The organism is Pedobacter vanadiisoli (assembly GCF_042684385.1).
In the GTDB taxonomy this organism is placed as follows: Bacteria; Bacteroidota; Bacteroidia; order Sphingobacteriales; family Sphingobacteriaceae; genus Pedobacter; species Pedobacter vanadiisoli.
The window spans coordinates 37,078-59,204 of the sequence record NZ_JBHULL010000002.1 but is presented as its reverse complement, the minus strand read 5'-3'; the positions used below and the strand labels follow the sequence as shown (position 1 = coordinate 59,204).

The window sequence follows — 22,127 nt, the reverse complement described above, 5'->3', positions numbered from 1 at the left end:
TTAAATTTTTAGGAACCACTTTTTATCAAAGAGGAACTTTAAGCCAAACAATTGTATTAGGAGTACACCAGTCCACACGCCAGCCTGTTGCCAAGCGGTAGGGATGGTATTAATGATTCCGCCAAAGAGAAAGTTGGAAGTAGATTCGAAATTAAACAGGCCGTGAGCGAAAATGTAAATTAAGATCGAATTGGTACCTATCCAAACCATGGGCATGCACCATTTTTGATAACTGCGCACATCAATAAAATAATAGAAAAGCGAAAAAAGTATAATGCTCCAGCCACCTGCAAAGAGTACAAAAGTGCTGGTCCACATGATTTTGTTGATGGGGAAAAGGAAGCTACCAGCCAGTGCAGTTAATATTAGTGCAATGCCCGAAATCATTAAATACAATACTTTCTTATTTGGATCGGGGCACATTGTTTTATTCTTTATAAATGCACCGGTAAATATACCCAGCATGGCCGAGCAAATGGCCGGTATAGTGCTCAGTAAACCTTCCGGATCGTAAACTGTACGATGAAGTTTGCCGGGAAGTAACAACCGGTCTATATAGGCAGAAAGGTTGCCTTCGGGAGTGAAAACGCCACTGCCAAAACCCGGAACGGGTACAAAACGCATCAGCAGGTAATAGCCGATAAGGATAGATACAAACCAGATTACCTGTTTTTTAAGTGGGGTATTGAGGTAAATTAAAGCAGCAAAAAAGGTTGCCAGGCCAATACGGCCCAGTACACTGGCAAAACGGATATGCTCATAACCTTTCCATTGCAGCAAGCCGTTAACCACCGTGCCCAGTAAAATTAAAATGAGGGTTCTTTTAATCAGCGCATAATAAATCTTACCCGTTGGGGCGTTGCCGGCCTCTTTATCTGTAAAATACTTCTGATAAGAGAAGGGCATAGATACCCCCGAAATGAATATAAAAAGCGGGAAAATAAGATCATAAAAGGTAAAACCATTCCATGGCGAATGGTGCAATTGGTTACTGATGCCCACCAATATCCTTTCAAATAAGGAGAGACTAGGATTGGTTGCAATGGTCCAATCGTACGTGTTTTGTACCAATGCATGGTCTTCTTTAATGCCATGTGCCAAGCCGTGAAAAATACCTTCGCCGCTCACAATCCAAAACATATCAAAGCCACGTAAGGCATCGAGCGAAAGCAGCCGTTTAGGTTTAGCTGCTGGTGGGGCTGTTGAAGTAACTGTGCTGCTTGGTTGATCCATGGTGCTGACGGCGCTTATTTTTGGATTATTTTTTAATTAGGGTGTTATAAATAATCTCACCCTGATCATTAATGGCTTGTACGCGTAATTGGTTGTTGTTAACAGAGAATAACATAAAACCATATTCAGATGCTACCATTTCGGCATCGGCGATGAGTTTTACAGGTGTTTTTTCAGAAGCTGAACCAGAAATAAAATAATGTGTTTTTCCGGCAGGTTTAATGTACTGCATACTATGTTCGTGCCCGGTAAGATACACATCTACGCCGTATTTTTCAAAAGTTGATTTTAATGAATTGCGTACTGCTTTGGTATCATAAGCCTCAGTCCGGCTGCCGCCAGTATAAATAGGGTGGTGGCCTACCACAATTTTCCATTTAATAGCAGGGTCGGTATCTGCCAGTGTTTTAATCAGCCAGCGTTTCTGCGCCGTGGTATCCTGTCCTTTAACATTTGGACCATATTCAGCATTGCTGTAAAATTCGGGTATAAGCGGGTTTGTGTCAATAAAAGCAATTAACACCTGGTTATTGAGATCGCCATTAATGGGGAATTTTTTTGCATAGTAACGTGCAGGCATTTTCCATCTTCTGCTGATTTTGGAATATTCGACCTGTGCATCGGGATTAGATTTGTAATCGTGGTTACCAAGAACCACATACCAGTCCCATTGCAGGGAAAAATCGGTATAAATGTCTTCGAAAGAGTATTTAAAAGAGGGGTCTTGTGCGCTGATTACGCCACTGGGATAAAAGTTGTCGCCGGTAGAAATGATAAAATTAGCCTTAACATCGGATGCAGTAATACCCATCTGCTTGGCTACTTGCCTTTGATGATCGGCACCATTACGGCCCCAATCGCCCATGGCGATGAAATTTAAAGCATTACTTTCTTTAATCAGGTTTTTTGTTGCTGAAAAAGTTTGGGGTGAATTTTTTATTAAAGTTTGTGCATGTAAAACGGAAGGAAGCAGCAGGATAGATAAAAGTAACTGTTTAATCATAGAGAAAGATTTAAATGATTTAAGCATCAATGCGAAGAAGAGGAGGTATCATAAACTTTTGTTTTTCTAGAAGTTTGTCACGTTGAGCCTGTCGAAACGCCTTGTAGTGTTTGAGCAGATCCTTCGACAAGTTCAGGATGACAATTCTATGTTTATGATACAACCTCTTCTAAGAAAAATATATATTAATTGTATCCGGGATTTTGTTTCAATTTAGGATTTAAAATTATGGCTGATGACGGTATTGGCATTAACCTGTGGAAAGTCTGTGCATCTGTTTTAAAGCCCCATGTTCCTTCGTACTTGCCAAAACGGATCATATCATTGCGGTGCCAGCATTCCCACGCCATTTCCCTGCAACGTTCTTTATATAGATCTTCTAAAGTAACTGACGTCCATGCAGGTGAGGTGGTACGAACGGCACGCAACTGATTCACCAATGATAAAGCCGTTTGGCCTTGTGTAGGTGTTGCGCCTCTTAATATCGCTTCTGCCTTCATTAATAAAATATCAGAATACCTGAAAACCGGTACGTCGTTATTTTGATTTCTGCTTGAAGAGGTACTATCGCAGTAAAACTTATTGTTTCTGTATCCCATATTCCAGGCTATTTCATCGTTTCCTGCATCGAAAGGTCTTGATGCATCTCTAAGGGTAACATTCGGTGTAATATCTACCTGGTAGGTGAGTGCAGCTGAACCATCAGAACCTGCATAAAATTGGTCATATCCTTTTTTAGTGGTAGCTACGGTTACAGGCGAACCATCATAATAAGTCTGCAATCCTTTTATCCATTGTGCATTTCTTTTATCATTAGGATCATTAAAATTAGCATAATACTCAGGCAAAGTACTCATTGGTGCACTTGGCGTAAATTTTAAGCTATACTTTTTCTGTAAAGAGCGCGGTAATGAGTAACGCGAATAAATCATGTTACCATTACTAAAGCCAGGATCGAAAGGGATGGCAAAAATAAATTCTTTGATCTGAGGACCATTGTCAATGAAGAACATTTTTCGGTAATCGCTTTCCAAACTGTATGGAGAACCCGTGGCACCAATAATGGCATCGCACATGGCCACAGCATCATTATAACGTTGAGTACCGGTATATACTTCGGCATTTAGGTACATTTTGGCCAAAATGGCGTAGGCGGTATATTTATTTGGACGGCCATATGTAGCTGTTCCTACGGCGCTGCTTAAATTTGGCAATACTTCTTTAAGCTCTGCCTCAATAAAATTGAAAACTTCAAGGCGCGATTTGGTATCAGGTGGCGTGGTTTGACCAAAAGTGGTCACAATCGGAATATTGCCCCATAAATCCATCATCATGAAAAATGCTAAAGCCCTGGTAGCCCTAACTTCGGCTACTGCTACCGTTTTTCCAGGAGATTCAGGAGCATCTTTCAGTAAAAACAAGCTTTGGTTTGCCTTACTGATGGTTGCTGAAAGCCATCCCCAACCGCTATTAACATGCCCATTATCTTTAGTCCATGAGTGTTTGTGGTGCATTTCGAATACCCCTCCATCGTACCAGTTACCACCACGGGCCGGCATAATGGATTCGTCGGTACTTAAAGACTGCATAAAGAAATAGTCGGTACTCCAGTTTTGACGAAGCTGTACATATACCTGACCGGTTAGCTGTATATAGTGTTGGTCTGTTTGCGGAAATGTTTCAGGAGTTAGCTGTGTTTCCACTTTTAAATCCAGTTTATGGCAGGAAGTTAATACGCCTAGCGATAACGCAGTTCCTGCAATGTATTTGATAAGATTTTTCATCTTCTTAAGTTTTAGTTAAATGATACGTTTAACCCGAATAAAAATGTTCTGGTTTTAGGATAAAAGTTATTGGTATCTACCCCTGGAGCGGTACCACCCTGATTAATCTCAGGGTCTATTCCTTTATAACCGGTAATTACAAACAGGTTATTCGCTGTGGTGTACAACCGAATAGAATTTACACCAGGAATAAGGCCTTTTTTGAAAGTATACCCAAGTGTAGCATTATCTAAACGCAGGTAACTGCCATTCTCTAAGAATCTGCTCGAATATTTATAAGAGTTGAAATCAGATACTGATTCATTTTCAACCTCAACAGGGATATTGGTGAATTGGGCAGTGCTCGGGCGGAATAAATCAGCGCGTGTAACGTTCATGATTTTAACGCCTAATGCCGCTCTCATAAATATGCTTAAATCAAAATTCTTGTATCTTAAATTGTTTGACCAGCCTAATAGCGCTTTCGGTTGTGCATTTCCTAGGATATAATAATCAGTTTTGGTGAGCGGGGTCTTTGTAAGGTTCCCGTTAGCATCATAATACTGTGAAACACCATTTGCATCTTTACCTGCATATTTAAATGTGAAAAATGTTCCGATTGGTTGCCCTGGTTTAAGAATCTGCAGTGTTAAACCACTTTGTCCGGCGCCATCAGGAGAAACAGTCAATCGGTCTTCAATGTTAAATCTTGGATCATCCGATAGGGTAATGATTTTATTTTGGTTATGTGCCAAGTTAAATCCGGTAGTCCAGCTAAAGTTATTGGTAGTTATAGGTGTACCATTTAAAACCACCTCAATACCTTTGTTGCTCAAACTACCAACATTTGCTGTATAAGAACCTGCCGGGAATAAGTTATTGTCAACGCCAAATGTCAAAATCAAATCAGTTGTTTTTTTATCATATACGTCTACTGATCCACTTAATCTGCCATTAAATAATCCGAAATCCAAACCAATATTGGTCGTAGCCGTTTTCTCCCATCTCAAATCAGGGTTTTCATTTTGGATGGCACCATAAGCACCTTCTCTTGGCGAACCGTTATAATAAAATTGTCCTACCTGCCCATAAATAAGTTTAGTGGTAAGCGGGGCAAAACCAAGCGAGTTACCTGCAATACCGTAACTACCTCTTAATTTAAGTGTTTTAAGAACACCTGTGTTTTTAAAGAAACTCTCCTGATCAATGTTCCACGCTGCACCTACAGATGGGAAATAGCCCCATTTTTCGTTGGCTCCAAATACATTCGACCCATCTTTTCTGATCGATCCCTGAATCAGGTATTTGTTTTTATAATTGTAATTAACCCTGGCAAAATCAGAGATCATTAAAATTTCCTGGTAAGTTACGCCCGGATTAAAATCAACCCTGAAATCAGGAACTGCATACGGATTTCCTAAACTTAAATTGTTATAACTAACCTGGTTAATCGGGAAATTTGTAGAAGTAGCCTGAAAACCATCGTTATTTAGCGATTGCTGATAAGAGTAACCCACCACGGCATTAATATCATGGTCGCCAAATTTTTTATTCCAGGTTAAGTACGTTTCTATAATTTTATTGGTGTTTTGATAGGCATTTCTTACCGCTACACCATCTTTACCTACCAGGTTTACAAAGGTTGGCGTTGCAGGTGGCTCAGGCGTATTCCGAACATTGTTATACCTTGAAGTATAAATGCTGTTATAAAATGCACCGTAAACGTTTTGGCTATTCTGGTAAGATGCTGAAACATCGTAAGAGAAGCCGAACGGTAATTTTAAATTAACCGTTAAATTTCCTAAGATGTTTTTATTCTTCAGGTTCTCTGTACCGTTTTCGAGCATAGAAACCGGGTTATAATAACTGGTTTGGATTAAGTTATCAAAATAAGAACCGTCCGGATTCTTTACCGGAGATGTTGGCAGGTAAGTAAGCATCTGTGCCAGTACTGTATTACGGTAAGGAACGAGGTTAGCATTAGTTACCGAGTTGCTGATGTTCAATCCAATTTTCAACTTGTCATTTAAAGCCTTTTGTTCAATGCCTATGCGGCCAATAAACCTGTTTAAATCGCTGGTTTTAATAATACCATTTTGCTTAAAATAATTTAAGCTGGCATTGTAAGTGGTTTTCTCGGTACCACCGCTCAAAGATACGTTGTGGTTGTACGATAAAGCATTACTACGCTGAACCTCATCCTGCCAGTTGGTATTTGCACCTTTATCATTGGCTGGTGTGAGGGCAGAATTGTTTTTAGCTAAAAATGCCTTCAATTGATCTGCATCCATCATGTCGTACCGGTTAGATACGTTTTCTATACCAAAGTAACCGGTGTAAGCAATTTGTGCTGCACCTGCTACACCTCTTTTGGTGGTAACCATAATTACACCATTTGCTGCCCTGTTACCATAAATGGCGGCGGCGGCAGCATCTTTTAATACGTCAATGGTGGCAATATCATCCGGTGCCAGAATCGATATGTCGGCTCCAACCACACCATCAATTACAAATAGAGGCGATTGAGCACCATCACGAAGGGTAGATGCACCACGCATAATGATTGCTGCATTTTGGTTTGGATCGCCATTTCTGGTAATGTTTAATCCCGGTACCTTTCCCTGTAGCATCTGGCCTACATCGCTAATGGCACCTCTATTCAAATCATCGCCTTTAACTGTTGATATAGAGCTCGTAAGTGTTTTTCTGCTGCTCTTTCCATAACCTACAACCACTACATCAGTAAGGGATGAACTGGCCTCGCTAATAATTACCTGGTAGGTAGATGCATTGGTTACGGTAAGTTCTTTTGTCTGGTAGCCTAAAAAACTAAAGAGGATTTTATCTCCTGTTTTTGCTGTAATGCTAAAGGAACCGCCGGCACCGGTTGAGGTAACTTTAGTAGTACCTTTAACGGTAACTGAAGCACCTACGATAGGCAGTTTGGCATCATCGACTAAATTTCCGGTAATTTTTCGTTCAGTTTGCGCATTGGCAACATTGAACACTTGGCCGAGGAGTAATAACAGCATGAATATGCCACTATACTTTAAGCGTGTACATTTAAATCTCATGATTTTTGTAAAATTAGATTCATAAATTGTTTATTTGGTTATAAATGTTTGGAGATAGAATTTAAAACTTAATGTTTGGTGGTAAATATTTAGCAACCAGTGCTTTGTAGTAAGGTTCGAGTTCTGCCCAGCTTTTCTGATTGGGATTTTTAGAATACAGGTCGTAAGGGTTAAAAAGGTTAACCCATTTAAACATTTCGTGGTCTTTGTCGTTCATCAGGTGATCGTAGGCATTTTCCCTGTGCTGCGAATAAAAAGAGTGGTAGCGGAGCATATATAAGCCTGGTTCCGGCAGGTAGGGCTTCATCATGTGGTACACATATTCATCGTGGCCCCAAGACATATCTACATTATCCAATCCACAGTTTTGGGTATAAATGCCCAACTTTGTTTGATAAAGTTCATTTTTATAATCGGGATTGTTGCTGAAAAATTCTGGGTAAACAATTTTATCTGAATAGGCACAGCCAACAGGAAAAGTATCGCCAACTACAGCCCATTGCGGCTCACCAAACAAACAGAGTACCTTGCCCATATCATGGATTAAGCCCACCAAGACCATCCAATCGGGGTGACCATCATTTCTGATGGCTTCTGATGTTTGCAGCAGGTGTTGCATTTGGTCGAGATCGGTATCAGGATCAGAATCATCCACCAACTTATTTAAAAAATCAAAAGCACTCCAAATTGGCATTTCCTTTTTGTCGAACTTTAAATACTCAGCTTTTTTTTGTTTTACAAAATCATACGTCTGGTGAGTATGGTTAAGCCTATAAAATTCTTTTACACTATCTTTTTCCGTTTCATCATAATTTCTGAACTGCTCTTCTTTTTTGTCAGCATTAATGTTTTTCGGATCAGGGTATCGGATCAGAATATCCTCTTCCCATTGATCGAGATTTTGCAACGGATTTTGGTTATCTTTTGTAGATGTGCTTTGGTTTCTCATAAGGCTGGAAATTGATTTGTTTAAAATTTCTGTTGGTTATTAGTTTAAAGTTGAGTTTTTGAACGCTTAAAATTTTATTTTTTGCCAATTTTATTTACTTAAACGATTACGTAAATCTCGTTTCGAACAGTGAAATATGGAGTGAAATGTTTAATTTTAAGCAGTTGAGGCAGGTTTTTTGGTTTGATGGAAGACTTTCTGCCTGGGCGCCTGCAAGAGAATCAGCAAAAGAAAAAAATAATAGTAACATCAACGTTTATTTTCTATTTTCGTTTGTTGCCCGGTACCTCTTCATCATCGAAAAAGGTACCTGGTGGCCTAATCAGTGAACTCGTTTTTGAATATCAATTTCGCTTGGTTATATTAGTATAGCCAGTGAACTGCTGTTCTTGATTGGGGTACTGGTGAGAAAAGGAAGATCTGGCCGGTGAATTCAAGCCAGGTAAACCTCAATAAACTAACAAACAAATTTAAAAACATGGCGGAAGCAGTTAATATTAAACGGTTAGCTCAAGAATTGAATATTTCTATAGCTACCGTTTCTAAGGCTCTCAACGACAGCTATGAAATCAGTTTAAAAACCAAAAACAGAGTATGGAATTTGGCCAAAGAACTGAATTATACCCCAAATCCTGCGGCGAGTAACCTCCGGAGCAACAAAACCAAGACCGTTGCTGTAGTGATACCCTGTGTAGCTAATAATTTCTTTTCATTATCCATAAAGGGAATTGAAGAAATTGCACGTCAGTATGGTTACCATGTACTCATTTATCAGACCCATGAGAACATAGAAGCAGAAATAGCTTTCACCAACAGCTTATTAAATGGCAGGGTAGATGGTATTCTTACTTCAGTATCGAGCAGCGAATATAACAGTGAATATTATACTAAGCTGGTTAAGAAAATCCCGTTGGTGTTTTTCGATCGTGTATATGAAAACCTGGATGCGGTTAGGGTAACTACTGATGATTATGAAATTGCTTTTCAGGCCACTGAACATTTAATTGAGTGTGGCTGTACTAAAATTGCCTATTTATTCGGACTCGAAAATCTTCCGGCAGGTAAGGCAAGGTTTGCAGGTTATCTGGATGCATTGAAGACACATGGAATTGCATTTATGGAGCAACTTGTTGTTAAATATCATGACGGTGAAGAATTTAACCTGCAGCAAATAAAGGAATTGCTCGAGAAGTATAAACCAGATGCGCTTTTTTCTTCTATTGAAGAATTTATTATTCCTGCTTACCGCGCCTGCAGGGAATTGAGTTTACAGATTCCAAATGATGTTAAAGTGCTCAGTTTTTCTAACCTGAGTACGGCAGAGCTTTTAAACCCTTCACTTACTACAATTTCACAACCTGCTTTCGAAATTGGACGTGAGGCGGCAAAATGCCTCTTCAAAATACTAAACAACAAACAACTGGATGATGAGCAGAACATGATATTGAAATCAGTACTCACCAAGCGCGAATCTACAGGCTTTTAAGAGGATAAATCTATGTTATTGTTGCCCGATAGGCGAAAACGTTTACGTAATTAAATAATCGAATTAAACCATCAACATTGGGATTTTTTCTGATTTTTAGAAAAAACCAAATGTAAAAAAACCTTATGAACCATTTGTCTGCATTCGATTATGTTGTTTTTTTGATGTATTTCATTGCTGTTTCGGCATATGGCTATTGGGTTTACCAAAGCAAGAAAAAAAAACGTACCGATACCAAAGATTATTTTTTGGCTGAAGGCTCACTCACCTGGTGGGCAATCGGTGCATCAATCATTGCTTCTAATATTTCTGCCGAACACTTTATCGGTATGTCAGGTTCGGGCTTTGCCATGGGCCTTGCCATAGCCAGTTACGAATGGATGGCTGCTGCCACGCTGATTATTGTAGCCGTATTCTTTTTGCCAATATATATCAAAAACAAAATTTATACCATGCCACAGTTCCTGTCTAACCGTTATAATAATATGGTAAGTACATTAATGGCTGTTTTTTGGTTACTGGTTTATGTGTTTGTAAACTTAACTTCTATTTTCTTCCTTGGTGCCATTGCCATTGAAACGATTACAGGTATTCCGTTTAATATATGTATTATTTTTCTGGCCATTTTTTCTGCCATCATTACCCTTGGCGGAATGAAGGTAATTGGTTATACTGATGTGATACAGGTTTTTGTTTTAGTGGCAGGCGGACTGATTACCTGCTATATGGCACTTAAGCTGGTATCTGAAAAATTAGATGCACCCAGTGTTTTAGCCTCGTTACCTTTATTGCGTAGTGAAGCATCTGATCACTTTCACATGATATTTTCGAAAGGAGATAAGTTTTACAATGAACTGCCTGGTATTGCGGTACTGGTAGGTGGTTTGTGGATTAATAACTTAAATTATTGGGGATGTAACCAATATATTGTTCAAAGGGCATTGGGAGCCGATATAAAAACCGGACGTAGCGGATTAATATTTGCCGCATTTTTGAAGTTACTTATTCCGGTAATAGTGGTTATCCCGGGCATTGCGGCTTATGTGCTTTATCAACGTGGTTATTTCCAGTCCGAAATGCTCGATGCAGCCGGAACAGTTAAACCGGACCATGCTTACCCGGTACTCATGAACTTATTGCCTGCAGGGATAAAGGGACTGGCTTTTGCGGCGCTCACTGCCGCCATTGTAGCCTCCCTAGCCGGGAAATGTAATAGCATTGCCACCATTTTTACGCTGGATATTTACAAAAAATTTATCAAACCCGAAGCTTCAGAAACCCGTCTGGTCTCAGTTGGCCGATGGTCTGTGGTTGTCGGATCTTTGATCGCTATTGTTATTGCCCCGGCGTTGCGCAGTTTCGACCAGGTTTACCAGTTTATTCAGGAATATGTTGGGTTTATTTCCCCAGGTGTTTTTGCCATATTTTTACTCGGCTTTTTTTGGAAGAAAACGACCTCACGTGCAGCACTAACGGCAGCGTTGTTAACCATACCACTGTCTACTTTATTTAAGTTTCTGCCTACTTTGACCAATGGTGCCATTACAGCAATTCCCTTCTTAAACCGGATGTCGTGGGTATTTATGATTATTCTGGTGGTAATGATTATGGTTACGTTAACCGATCCAAAAAGTAAAGATAATCCGCAGGGACTTGAGATTGACCGTAGCATGTTTAAAGTTACTCCCGCATTTACCATTGCCTCAGTTATTATTTGTGGTATTCTTGCAGCACTTTATACCGTTTTTTGGTAGACATAGCTCGCTTAAAAATATTTAATGTATTTATTTATAACGAATTAAAAAATGAAGTTTAAAGTTTTACTGTTTTTAATCTGGCTGATTTCTTTTGGTGCACAGGCCCAAAATAAAATATATAATATTAAAAGCTATGGTGCTGTTGGCGACGGCAAAACCGACGATGCAGGTGCTATTCAGAAAACAATAGATGCCTGTTCTGCAGCTGGAGGTGGACAAGTAATTATACCGGCTGGTTATGTATTTTTAACTGGTCCGTTTAATTTGAAATCGTTCATTGATTTAAGAGTGGAAGGCGGTGCTAAGCTACTGGCAAGCCCCGACGAAAAATTGTATACACAAAGTGCTTTTAGAGAAAATAAGGGAGAGGGAACCATTTGGATAGGTGGCGAAAAATTAGAGCAGGTAAGTATTAGCGGAAGTGGTGTAATTGATGGAAATGGGATTTCGTTTATGGGGGAGGAGCTTAGCGACTCTTATGTATTAAAACCCTTTAATATTGTAGATCCGCGGCCCCACCTGCTTACTTTGATCGGTTGTAATAAATTGAATATAGATGGGGTAACTTTTCAGAACTCAGCTTATTGGACCGTCCACTTAGTGGGCTGTAATGATGTATCGATATCGAATATAACGTTATTGAACAGTATAAAGATCCGTAACAGTGATGGCATTGATCTGGATCACAGTAAAAACGTTCGGATTACCAATTGTTTTATCGAATCGGGCGATGACTGTATCTGCTTAAAGAACAGGCGTGAGTATGAAGAATATGGAGCCTGTGAAAATATTGTGATCAGTAATTGTACCATGACCTCCAGCTCATGTGCGATCAAAATTGGCTCTGAAAATATGGACCGGATTAGTAATGTGCTGATTAATAATTGTAATATCAGGAAGAGCAACCGCGGCATCGGTATTCAGAACCGTGATGAGGGTACTGTGGATAATGTAATTTTCTCTAACCTGTTTATCGAATCGAAGCTCTTTTCGGATGTATGGTGGGGTAAGGCAGAACCGATTTATATTACGGCCTACCCAAGAGCCACGAGTAACAATAAAGATGCCGGCTGGCGTTTGCCGAAGGGACAAACCAAAGGCAAGGTTGGGGCAGTTAAAAATATTTATTTCAGCAATATCCGGTGTACGGGAGAAAGCGGTGTGTACATTAGTGGTGAAAGTCCAGATAAAATTTCTGATATCTACTTTGACCAGGTTACTGTATACCTCAATAAAACAACAAAAGAAGCAGGAGGGGTATACGACCGTAGGCCAAGCAATGTTGAAGGGCTTGTTAAAAGTGCCATAGCGGGATTTTATTTTGAAAATACCGGATACATCAGCTTACTTAACAGCAATGTAGTATGGGGTACAAATAAGCCAGACTATGCAGGAAAAGCCCTGGAACAAAAGAACGTTGGAAAACTTAGAACGGTTAACTTTAGCGAAACTACGGCGGGTAAATAAAAAATACCCATGCTATTAACCTGGCACTTAATTTATTACATAAAAGTCAGTATATGTAGCATAGTCAGAAGGGTGTTTGTAGTAATATAACGGGGAAATTTACCACTTTAAGTTGTAATCTCCGCAGGGTCCGATATGCCTTATCGTATTCTGTTTTTACTTAAACGTTTACGCAAATAAATGCATCTAAATTTAATTAAAGGCCTGATTTTTTTAACAACTTCGCTATACCATAACGAATAATAGCCGTTGTGGGATTAGAAATATATGTTAAAAAGGATAAACGTATTGGTTGATCTGCCCGATTTTGGCACTATAGAGTTGCCGTTAGTTTATACAATGAGCATAGAAGGAAATGAAAAAGGTACCTGTTTGGTCAACTGTAAGATAATGCTCAGTGCAGAAAATCTGCCCGAATGGTTATTAAGCACGGCTTTTAGTATTGTTTATACCCAGGCCGAGGCTGAAAATGCAAACATTGTTTCAGTAAGTGCCGATAGCGGAAGCACAAACCGCCATCATGAAATAATGTTGAGCATTGTATCGTCTTATATTAAGCTCAAAGAAGATCACATTGGCTTAAATTAGTTTCTGGTTGTAGTTAAAAGCCTAATTTATTGAAATTCAGTTTGTTGTTTGGTGTTTTTGATCGAAATTTCTGTCAGTGCAAAATTGATTTCGTTAACGGTTTTGATACTGAAAACATGTCTGCCTGTTAACCACCGTTTAATTTCATCAGGATTAATATCCAGTATTGAAGCAAGATCGTCTTCTGTTGCGGCCTTTTCTGCAAGCAAGATAGTCGCTTTTTCAGCAACTTCGAGGTTTAGCTGGCCTAGTTTCTCAATTGCCGGATTTCCGGTTTCTTCCAGCCAGATAGAAACAAAATCATTTTCTTCCATTTATTCTTGTTTGTCTTTATAGAACAGGATGGTGTTTTAATAAGCAAGCACCTGTTGGGCGGCAAATTTAACGATTAAGCCTAGTATTGCAAACCAAAATGGAAAGAAAGATAATAACGTGGTTACACCGGTAAATATACATTGATCAAGAGGTACAGATACATGCATCACTGCCTTATTTGGTTAAATTTTAAGTTTAAAATAGCTGACTTTGCTTATTGGTAGCCTTCACACGTAATTGCTATAACACATATTTTCGCTATATTGTAACGATGAAAAATTTATGCCTGTTTTTATTATTATCACTCGCTCTTAATCCCTTATTTGCACAACAAACGCAAAAGCCAATGCTTTACGGAAACAGTTGGATGGCCATCACAGGAAAACCGATGGCAGCAACAGCAGGGGCAATGATCTTTCAGCAAGGTGGAAATGCGGTTGATGCGGCATGTGCCATGTTGGCTGCCACTTGTACCATGTGGGATACCCTGAGCTGGGGGGGAGAAACGCAAGCGCTCATCTATAATCCGAATACGAAAAAGGTGATTGCCATTAATGCAATGGGCATTGCCCCAACCGGAGCTACTGTAGCCTTTTTTAAAGCTAAAGGTTATAATTTTCCGCCAGAATATGGGCCTTTGGCTGCTACCACACCCGGTACACCTGGCGGACTGATTTATATGCTGAGTAAATACGGCAGCATGAGCCTGAAACAGGTTCTTGCGCCTGCCATGCACATGGCTGCGGGTTATGCCATTGAAGCGCAGGCAGCAAACAGTATGGAACGCGATAAAGAATTGATTAAAACCTGGCCATACAGTAAAAAAGTGTTGTTGCCTCATTTGGGCGAAAAACGTGAAGCGCCGGAAGCAGGGGAGGTTTTTATTCAAAAAGATCTGTTAACTACCCTAAGCAAAATGGTTGAAGCCGAGCAAGCGGCATTAAAGAAAGGCCGCACCAGGGAAGTGGCATTAATGGCTGCTTACGATCGTTTCTATAAAGGTGATATCGGACAAGAATTTGTCCGCGGAAGCAAAGAACAAGGTGGTTTAATTACCATGGATGACCTTGCTAAATGGAAACCAGTTGAAGAAGAAGCATTAAGTACCGATTATAAAGGCATTAAAGTATACAAATTAAAACAGTGGACCCAAGGCCCAGTTTTACTGCAGGCGTTGAATATACTGGAGAATTTTGACCTGAAAGCAATGGGCTATAACAGCTCAAAATATATTCATACCGTTTATCAGGCCATGAACCTGTCTTTTGCCGATCGTGATTTCTATTATGGAGATCCGAACCAAAATCCGGCTGAGCCGATAAAGGGCCTGTTAAGTAAAGATTATGCCAAACAAAGGGCATCGCTTATCCGGTTTGATAAAAATAATGCTAACATCGGCCCTGGCGATCCTTATCCTTATGAGGGAAAGAAAAACCCTTATTTAAATCTGTTAAAAAGCAGGGGTTTCACCCCCGATACCGCCAGCCGTAATTTTGCCCCGAAACACGATCTTGGTAACAATACACCAAAAGAAATTTATGAAGACCGTTTATGGCGTGGAACAACATCTATCGAAGCTGCAGACAAAGCAGGATGGGTAGTTTCAGTTACCCCAAGCGGAGGTTGGCTCCCGGCTTGCATTGCCGGTAACACCGGTATTGGAATGAGTCAGCGTATGCAAAGTTTTGTGCTAGATTCGGCCCTAAATCCCTTTAATGTTGTTGCACCCGGCAAGAGACCAAGGGTAACTTTGTCGCCCTCATTGTTCCTTAAAGAGGGTAAACCTTTTATATCTGCTGCAGTTCAGGGTGGAGACACCCAGGACCAGAACTTATTGCAGTTTTTTTTAAATATGGCTGAGTTTGATATGAATGTTCAAAAGGCAACCGAAGCTGCCAACTTTAACACGAATCAGCTCTGGCTTTCTCTTGGTGGCACTAAAACAAGCGACAGGGAACCAAAGCCAGGCCAGATTTTATTAAATGCGAATACGAAAGAAGAGGTGCGCAACGAACTGAAAAAAATGGGTTATGTACTCAGTTTTTCAGAAAGGACTAGTGGGCCAATCAATGCTATTTACTTTGATTGGAAGCACAATAGCCTGCAAGGTGGCTCGAGCAACCATGGCGAAGATTATGGTATTGCCTGGTAAGGCATTTATTTAATACCTAAAAATAGCACTTAGGTCTCCGGCTTTTTTTGGTTTGGAGGTAATAGCCTACTGAAATCTCGTGTGAACCATAATCGTAATTGCTCAGTTTATTGAGGCTGTAATCGTAGCCATAACCAATGCGTAGATTTGATCTTATAAATAATTCGCTGATGAAACCCAATGCGGCTCTACTGGTTAAGCTACTTTGCAGGTTATCTTTTGGATAAATTTTTACCGAAGTCCGATAAACTGCACCAAGCCAAAAACGTTCTTTTACGAGCAAAAAGGCATTTAAATCTAATGAAGTTGGTCCATGTAAATCATCTTTGATTAAAAAGGTTGGTTTAAAAACAAAATCATCATTTACAGGCAAGGCAACTCCTGCACTCAGGTAAAAATGAGGCTGAATTTTAAGGTTTAATGAATTATAATCGTCAAATACTGATAATGTTTTGGAAAAGAGATTATTTGCAGAAAAACCAATAAAAAACTTCTCATTAGAATAATGAATACCAGCCCGTATATCGGGCAAGGTCTGACTTGTTGATCCGGTAGGAATGCGGTTATCTCCCTGTTCGATGGGATCTAACATATTACCGTTTAAAGAGGCTTGTATTATCCCAACGCCCATACCGAAAGCGAGGATATTGGTTTCAGTACGATCGAGTTTTATCCTGTAAGCAAAGTTTGCCGAGGCATTTAAGGTATTCTGTGCACCTATTTTATCTTTGGTTACGATCAGTCCCAGGCCAAGACTTTCGTCATTTACAGCTTCATCTGCAGATATAGAAAGGGTTTGTGGTGCTCCCCGAACACCAGTCCATTGTGCCCTGGCAAAAGCCTGCAGGTAAAGTTCTTCCTTATAACCTGTATAAGCAGGATTAATGTACATGCCATTAAAAACATATTGCCCAAACTGGGCATCTTGCTGCGCAAAAGCCTTAACAGATAATACTGCAATGATCAAAACAAAAAAAAGTCTTTTTAAAATGTTCATGTCTGTATTTTGTTTTATTTACCGGATTACCGTTACATAACCTTTGTAATCTTGCCAGTTTGCTGTTCCATTTCGAACCCTAACCACATAAAAATAGGTGCCGTCTGTGAGTCCTGGAGCCGTCCAGTCGTTCTTGTAGTGATTAGATTGATAAACCGTGCTACCCCAGCGGTTTATAATAGTAACTTCGTTCGATTCAAAGGATTCCAGGTGTTCAATATAAAATGTTTCGTTTTTGCCATCCCCATTAGGCGTAAAAACATTTGGTATTCTTAACCCTGAAATCTCTTTTTTATCGGTTGATGTATTATTCGCCAGGTTAGGATCAAACTCTGCGGCACTTACAGTAGCTGTATTACTCACTATGCCCGATTGTTTAGATCTTACCTTAATTACCAGCTCGGCAAACTTACCATTGGCCAGTAAAGGAATGCTCCAGTTAATTGTTCGGTTTAGTTGATCGTAACTGGCTATCCCATCTGTGGGTTGATTCAGGTTTTCTAAAGAGAGGTTATCAGGAAGTGCATCTTTGATTGTCAATTGGGTGGCATCATCATTACCATTATTTCTGACGTTTAGATAATAATCAAAAACCTGATCGCTCACTACAATTTTTGATTCTGACCGCTTTGTTATGGCAACATCTGCGCTAAGCTGTGGCAATACAATAACCTCTATCTCATCCGAAATCTCAGATGTACAACCGAATTTATTAATACTGGCTACTTTATAGATGCCAGCTGTTGCAGTAATAAGTACCGATTTATTTTGTGTCGGTATCAAAATACCATCCTTATACCATATATATGAAGCTGCCCCAGCCGAATTTGCACGCAAAACCGCCGACGATCCTTGCCTGATCGTAACGGTTTGCCGCCCATCGGAAGCAATATGGCACATTGCTGTTTGTATTAAAAACAAAAGCAAAGCCAATGACAGAAAGGAAGATATCCTTAGCTTCATCTATAAAACAGTCATCTGGAAAACGAAATCAGCCTAGAAAGTAACCGCTGAAGCTGTACCAGTAATGGTTCCAGGAGTAATTACCGGTTTAGCAGGTTTAGCTGTTACCGTAACATCATGATCTGCCCATTGTGCGCAATATTTATTGCCATTAATTACATAACCCACTTTTAACCGATGAGTTTTTGTTCCAACGGTTGCCGGAGCTGATGGCGTATAATCCTTTGCTGTAGCACCTGTTATAGCCGTTTCTACGCCTCCAGTTACTGTGTACCACTGATAGGCCAATGTAGTAATCGTTGGATCTTCAGGATTAGTAACAGTACCAACTTGGGCCAATGGACTTTCAAGACAGAAATCGGCTGGTGTAAAATTAACCACCAGTGGCTTAAGTACATATACCGGAATTTCCTGTAGTTCAGATTCGCAGGAGCCTGGTGTGGTTGATTTGGAACTTAAATAATAATAACCCGTATTTAAATCACTAGCAGCAATTTTATTTCCCGAAACCAAAGTAACGCCTGTTCCTGGTGTAGTGGTTTGTGTTGTACTGTATTTAACAATCCAGTTTGCTCCAGCTGGAGGAGCAGGCAAAGTAAGGTCAGATCCCTGGCAAAATAAATTAACGCCGCTTGTGGTAGGTAATACCTGGGCCCATACTGTTGAAAATGTACAGATTAACAGAAATGTAATGGTTAAAATTGTTTTTGTAATTGAATTGTTCATGGGGATGATTTTTTTTGTTTATTAATATTGTGAATTAGTTGGTACCAGCACATGTGGTGCTGATGGTTTTGGATTTATTTTAATGTTGAAATTAATTTGAGTACTGCAACCCGCTGCATTTTTAATGGTCAATACACCAGGATGCAAACCTAATGCAGCATTTTCGGGAACATTAAAAGGAATGTTCCCTGCTGGTAGGGGCTGGTTGTTAACCGGGGCAAAATCAGGTGTATCCCAGGTAATGCTATATGTAGTAGGGTTGTTTAAAGCGTTAGTATAAGGTAGAAACGAAGTGGTAAAACCCTGGCATATTTCCGGATCAGCACCTAATGTTAAATTTGGAAGCGCATTCACGGTTACTGTAAAATCTGTTGATTTCTCCTGGCAACCTTTTGCTGTAGCCGTTATAGTGGCTGTACCGGTAAATGTATTGTTCCAGGTTACTTTACCACTGGCTGCATCAATAACCCCAGCTGACAGGGGTAACATTGAGTATACAATTTGAGTGGCATTTGCTGCGGTTGCAACATAAGTATCAGTACCGGTACCGGCACACCGTGCATTGGTTAATCCGCCATTAAATACCGGACTGCTTACATTGCCATTAACGGTTATATTGCCGGTTATGGTTAGTGGAGCGCCCGAAGTACCTGTTACGGTATATGTTTTTAATGGTCCTGGTGTGGTTGGTGTACCGCTAATGGTTAATTTTTTTGTTGCATTATTGTACACTGCATTAATTCCGGTAGGTAATCCGCTCACCGTAACATTATTTGTTCCGGATGGAATATCGAAAACAATGTCGTTCATGGCTGTGCCTACACACATTTCTCTGTCACCCGATCCGGTAGTGGTTTTAGCTGAACTCTGATCGTTATTGCTTACCTGATCCGGTTGCGAACCGGTAATGGTGGCATTGTTTATATTTACTCCCGTTTTTACTACTTTTGCGGTAATTTTTAAGCTGATACTGGCATTACTGGCCAAATCTCCAATGGTCCATATACCCGAAACAGGGTCATAACTTGTACCTGATGGCGCTACACTCGAAACATAAGTAAAACCGTCAGGGAGCAAATCCGTAACCGATACCCCAACCGCATTGCCATCGCCTAAATTTTCGGCTTTAAGGGTAAATACCACATTGGTGTTCAACTCCGGATAAACAACGTCAACCGTTTTGGTAATAGAACGATCGATATTACAGAGCGAGATATTTACAGGCAGTGAAGGTGCACTAATGCCGCAATCCAGGCTGTAACTGACGGTGTAATTGCCTGAGGTACTGGCCACATAGGTATTGGTGTTTGCCCCGCTTATCGCATTCCCGTTAAGATACCATTGATAAGAAGAAGCATTTGGGTTTACTGTAAGCGTTGCCGACGCACAATTGGTTTGCGATACCGTTGGCTGATCGCCCTTTTCGGGGAAACGTGAAATAAAGTTAGACATGGAGAACCCACCACCTTGTTGAACCATTGAAACGGTAAGCTGGTCTGCGCTGTTAAGGATGATTGTTTTTGGTGAGCCAATATCTGTTTTTGTAAAACTTATTAAATATAAACCAGAAGTTCCCAGTGCTTTACGTGTACCAATGCTTGGTATTGCTTCAATATCACTGTTGGTATAATTGGTTGTACCTTGTTGGGTTGTGAGGTAAATTTTTGCTGTACTTTTTGTAATGATATAGCCAAAATAGGATAAATCAGTATTATTATAAGCTGTGAATTTGCTGGTTTCTACTTTTCTGGATCCCGAACAACTGGATATGGGTACCAAAGTAGCAACATCAGCCTCGCAACCACCTCCGCCAGAAATACCTGCTGTACCTGAAAATACTTCTACATTTTTACTTGCCACAATTCTTGATGAGGAATACCGACCTGTATTTATACCCGGTGGGTTTGCCGCGCTATAGGTTCCGGAAACAAAACCATGTTCGAAAGTTTTAAAATCTCCGGCTTGAGCCAGCGTATAAGTAGTTACTTTTTTCTGGGGCCCGTTCAGGTCAAAATCGGTAACTGTAACTACGGTGTTGGCCTCTGTTGCAATCACCGTGGTTTGCTCAGCGGTTGAATTACCTTCGCCTCTAACCACTACGTACTCTTGCCCCAGTGAGGCAATAGGGGGGATTGGATTGTAAGCACTGTCTCCACAACCTCCAGGCGCATCAAGGTCTGCTGAAGTATTCATTACAGCTGGGCCGGATGATTCTACCAGGGCTCCCATAGGGGCATGGAACAAATAACTTTGTCCGGCATTTAATGTTGCAGTGGCTACACCAGCTATTTTAACAATCGTGTTATTTTCGGTGGCCATAATGCTGTAGATTGGAGTATGGGCGCTACCAGCAAGATCGCCATTCCGATAGTAGCCTACGCGAAATGAGGTTCCGATTGCCGCATCACCAAAGCTAAAAAGAGAGGCATTACCCTTAATGTTTGCATCCGAACCGTCAGTTCCTAAATTATCTGAAGCAATATTTCTTAAATTAACTGAAATAGATCCGGTGGCTTCTATAATTAATCCCGCTCCCGATATTACCGTATTTAGAGGATAGGCAGGTACATCTTTAGGTAATCCGCTAAAGCGTTGTACGTAGGGAGTGCCTTGCACACAGGTAAAATTAAACAATAATGTACCGTCACTTTTTTTTATTGTTCCGGTAACCGTTCCAACATCTGATGCAATAACAATTTCATTGGCTTTACTCCAATATTGCCATGGAGCAGGGGCAATATAATGTTTAGAATAATGGCTTGCGTAAAAGGGGGGGCTGGTATTTTTGTTGGCTTTTGAGGAAAAAGGAAAAGATAAATTGTTAAAGCTAATCTTCGCTGTGGCGCTAATTTCATCGTGTGCAATTGCAATATTTGCTGAACAAAGCAATATCGAAGCCAATAATCCGTTAAGTAAATACAGCAGAAAAGCCTTAACCATAAACAACTTTTTGAACCCATATACGGCTTAACATGGAACATAGATCTAATCTTTATTAAAAGCAGGGAGCAATTAATAAATTTAGCACAATAAATCAGCCACCTTTATAGGATCAGGCCTGATTTATGCTTTAGTTCAAATGTGTCAGTTTGTAGGGATCTTTGGGCCGAAAGTAATTAAAAAATTGAATTAAAAAATATCTTTAATGTTAATTTTCTAATTCGGTTTAAAGTAGTTTAAAGGCTGTTTTGCATAAATTATATCGTGTGTAATTCTACTTCTACGTGTTTAATAAAAAATCTATTTCCTTGTTTTTAACTGTTTGAGTATGGTTTGTTAATAAGTGTCTTGTAGTGAGGTTGTTAGTTTGATTTTTGGCGATAAAAATACAACCAAAGGCATTTAGGTAATAAAAAATGTTTTTTTTGTAAAAATGTTGTGTTAAAATAAGAAGATTGCTATTTTTTTAGCCCATCTAAATATAAAAGAAGGCGTATTTCGGTATCCGGGAGTAATCCGAGTTAATAAGGCTTAACGAATTTCATGCTTCGCCAGCTCCGGTTAACGTATTTTATGTTATTTAAGGGCCGTAATCTAATTTAAAATCTGCTAATCAGAGCGATTAATTAATTGTTGCGCGCTAATGGTTAATTTGGCTTGGAACCTGATGCACTGCGAAATTTAATGAATTTGTATTTTCTGGCTCGGCTGCGC

At 39.9% G+C, this 22,127-nt stretch carries 15 protein-coding genes; 5 read left to right on the top strand and 10 right to left on the bottom strand.

Annotation, left to right across the window (positions count from 1 at the left end; translation table 11 throughout):
* The 5 genes from ACFSR6_RS00650 to ACFSR6_RS00630 all read right to left on the bottom strand — a co-directional run bounded on the left by ACFSR6_RS00650 (position 1) and on the right by ACFSR6_RS00630 (position 8,022).
* Positions 1–1,233 carry an acyltransferase family protein gene (locus ACFSR6_RS00650; RefSeq protein ID WP_379073739.1) on the bottom strand — a complete coding sequence of 411 codons (1,233 nt, stop codon included), beginning with the start codon at positions 1,231–1,233 and terminating at the stop codon, positions 1–3.
* 25 nt (positions 1,234–1,258) lie between these two features.
* Positions 1,259–2,236: a metallophosphoesterase gene (locus ACFSR6_RS00645; RefSeq protein ID WP_379073738.1), complete on the bottom strand. Its 978-nt coding sequence runs from the start codon at positions 2,234–2,236 to the stop codon at positions 1,259–1,261.
* A gap of 185 nt (positions 2,237–2,421) precedes the next feature.
* Positions 2,422–4,020 (bottom strand): RagB/SusD family nutrient uptake outer membrane protein, encoded by a 1,599-nt coding sequence (locus ACFSR6_RS00640; protein ID WP_379073737.1) that lies wholly within the window; start codon positions 4,018–4,020, stop codon positions 2,422–2,424.
* 11 nt (positions 4,021–4,031) lie between these two features.
* Positions 4,032–7,073, bottom strand: coding sequence for a SusC/RagA family TonB-linked outer membrane protein (locus tag ACFSR6_RS00635; RefSeq protein WP_379073735.1), 3,042 nt, complete (start codon positions 7,071–7,073; stop codon positions 4,032–4,034).
* 61 nt (positions 7,074–7,134) lie between these two features.
* Positions 7,135–8,022 carry an inositol oxygenase family protein gene (locus ACFSR6_RS00630; RefSeq protein ID WP_379073733.1) on the bottom strand — a complete coding sequence of 296 codons (888 nt, stop codon included), beginning with the start codon at positions 8,020–8,022 and terminating at the stop codon, positions 7,135–7,137.
* 478 nt (positions 8,023–8,500) lie between these two features.
* Between ACFSR6_RS00630 and ACFSR6_RS00625 the strand changes: the two genes are divergently transcribed.
* The 4 genes from ACFSR6_RS00625 (at position 8,501) to ACFSR6_RS00610 (ending at position 13,320) form a co-directional block, all read left to right on the top strand.
* On the top strand, positions 8,501–9,508 hold the full coding sequence (locus ACFSR6_RS00625; protein ID WP_379073732.1) for a LacI family DNA-binding transcriptional regulator: 1,008 nt from the start codon (positions 8,501–8,503) through the stop codon (positions 9,506–9,508).
* A gap of 125 nt (positions 9,509–9,633) precedes the next feature.
* Complete coding sequence (locus ACFSR6_RS00620) at positions 9,634–11,262, top strand: sodium/sugar symporter (RefSeq protein ID WP_379073730.1); 1,629 nt, start codon at positions 9,634–9,636, stop codon at positions 11,260–11,262.
* Between the two features lie 51 nt (positions 11,263–11,313).
* Positions 11,314–12,732 (top strand): glycoside hydrolase family 28 protein, encoded by a 1,419-nt coding sequence (locus ACFSR6_RS00615; RefSeq protein ID WP_379073728.1) that lies wholly within the window; start codon positions 11,314–11,316, stop codon positions 12,730–12,732.
* A gap of 267 nt (positions 12,733–12,999) precedes the next feature.
* The gene (locus tag ACFSR6_RS00610; RefSeq protein ID WP_379073726.1) at positions 13,000–13,320 is read left to right on the top strand and encodes a hypothetical protein; all 321 of its coding nucleotides are present in this window, start codon (positions 13,000–13,002) and stop codon (positions 13,318–13,320) included.
* A 26-nt stretch (positions 13,321–13,346) separates the two neighbouring features.
* Here the strand turns inward: ACFSR6_RS00610 and ACFSR6_RS00605 are convergent, their stop codons facing one another.
* Complete coding sequence (locus ACFSR6_RS00605) at positions 13,347–13,634, bottom strand: hypothetical protein (protein ID WP_379073724.1); 288 nt, start codon at positions 13,632–13,634, stop codon at positions 13,347–13,349.
* A 272-nt stretch (positions 13,635–13,906) separates the two neighbouring features.
* Here ACFSR6_RS00605 and ACFSR6_RS00600 point away from each other — a divergent pair, with 272 nt between their 5' ends.
* The gene (locus tag ACFSR6_RS00600; RefSeq protein ID WP_379073723.1) at positions 13,907–15,787 is read left to right on the top strand and encodes a gamma-glutamyltransferase family protein; all 1,881 of its coding nucleotides are present in this window, start codon (positions 13,907–13,909) and stop codon (positions 15,785–15,787) included.
* Between the two features lie 16 nt (positions 15,788–15,803).
* Here ACFSR6_RS00600 and ACFSR6_RS00595 read toward each other — a convergent pair whose 3' ends face one another.
* The 4 genes from ACFSR6_RS00595 to ACFSR6_RS00580 are packed head-to-tail and all read right to left on the bottom strand — an operon-like array spanning position 15,804 to position 21,413.
* On the bottom strand, positions 15,804–16,784 hold the full coding sequence (locus ACFSR6_RS00595) for a PorP/SprF family type IX secretion system membrane protein (protein WP_379073721.1): 981 nt from the start codon (positions 16,782–16,784) through the stop codon (positions 15,804–15,806).
* Between the two features lie 18 nt (positions 16,785–16,802).
* Positions 16,803–17,747 carry a T9SS type B sorting domain-containing protein gene (locus ACFSR6_RS00590; protein WP_379073719.1) on the bottom strand — a complete coding sequence of 315 codons (945 nt, stop codon included), beginning with the start codon at positions 17,745–17,747 and terminating at the stop codon, positions 16,803–16,805.
* A 33-nt stretch (positions 17,748–17,780) separates the two neighbouring features.
* Positions 17,781–18,473: a hypothetical protein gene (locus ACFSR6_RS00585; RefSeq protein WP_379073717.1), complete on the bottom strand. Its 693-nt coding sequence runs from the start codon at positions 18,471–18,473 to the stop codon at positions 17,781–17,783.
* Between the two features lie 21 nt (positions 18,474–18,494).
* Complete coding sequence (locus tag ACFSR6_RS00580; RefSeq protein WP_379073716.1) at positions 18,495–21,413, bottom strand: hypothetical protein; 2,919 nt, start codon at positions 21,411–21,413, stop codon at positions 18,495–18,497.
* Positions 21,414–22,127: the final 714 nt, after the last annotated feature.

Bases quoted from the DNA above. Each gene is read 5' to 3' on its own strand.
- ACFSR6_RS00645 (WP_379073738.1), bottom strand. From the start codon at position 2,236: ATGATTAAACAGTTACTTTTATCTATCCTGCTGCTTCCTTCCGTTTTA.
- ACFSR6_RS00590 (WP_379073719.1), bottom strand. From the start codon at position 17,747: ATGAAGCTAAGGATATCTTCCTTTCTGTCATTGGCTTTGCTTTTGTTT.
- ACFSR6_RS00620 (WP_379073730.1), top strand. From the start codon at position 9,634: ATGAACCATTTGTCTGCATTCGATTATGTTGTTTTTTTGATGTATTTC.
- ACFSR6_RS00605 (WP_379073724.1), bottom strand. From the start codon at position 13,634: ATGGAAGAAAATGATTTTGTTTCTATCTGGCTGGAAGAAACCGGAAAT.
- ACFSR6_RS00630 (WP_379073733.1), bottom strand. From the start codon at position 8,022: ATGAGAAACCAAAGCACATCTACAAAAGATAACCAAAATCCGTTGCAA.
- ACFSR6_RS00595 (WP_379073721.1), bottom strand. From the start codon at position 16,784: ATGAACATTTTAAAAAGACTTTTTTTTGTTTTGATCATTGCAGTATTA.
- ACFSR6_RS00640 (WP_379073737.1), bottom strand. From the start codon at position 4,020: ATGAAAAATCTTATCAAATACATTGCAGGAACTGCGTTATCGCTAGGC.
- ACFSR6_RS00615 (WP_379073728.1), top strand. From the start codon at position 11,314: ATGAAGTTTAAAGTTTTACTGTTTTTAATCTGGCTGATTTCTTTTGGT.
- ACFSR6_RS00580 (WP_379073716.1), bottom strand. From the start codon at position 21,413: ATGGTTAAGGCTTTTCTGCTGTATTTACTTAACGGATTATTGGCTTCG.
- ACFSR6_RS00625 (WP_379073732.1), top strand. From the start codon at position 8,501: ATGGCGGAAGCAGTTAATATTAAACGGTTAGCTCAAGAATTGAATATT.
- ACFSR6_RS00600 (WP_379073723.1), top strand. From the start codon at position 13,907: ATGAAAAATTTATGCCTGTTTTTATTATTATCACTCGCTCTTAATCCC.
- ACFSR6_RS00650 (WP_379073739.1), bottom strand. From the start codon at position 1,233: ATGGATCAACCAAGCAGCACAGTTACTTCAACAGCCCCACCAGCAGCT.
- ACFSR6_RS00610 (WP_379073726.1), top strand. From the start codon at position 13,000: ATGTTAAAAAGGATAAACGTATTGGTTGATCTGCCCGATTTTGGCACT.
- ACFSR6_RS00585 (WP_379073717.1), bottom strand. From the start codon at position 18,473: ATGAACAATTCAATTACAAAAACAATTTTAACCATTACATTTCTGTTA.
- ACFSR6_RS00635 (WP_379073735.1), bottom strand. From the start codon at position 7,073: ATGAGATTTAAATGTACACGCTTAAAGTATAGTGGCATATTCATGCTG.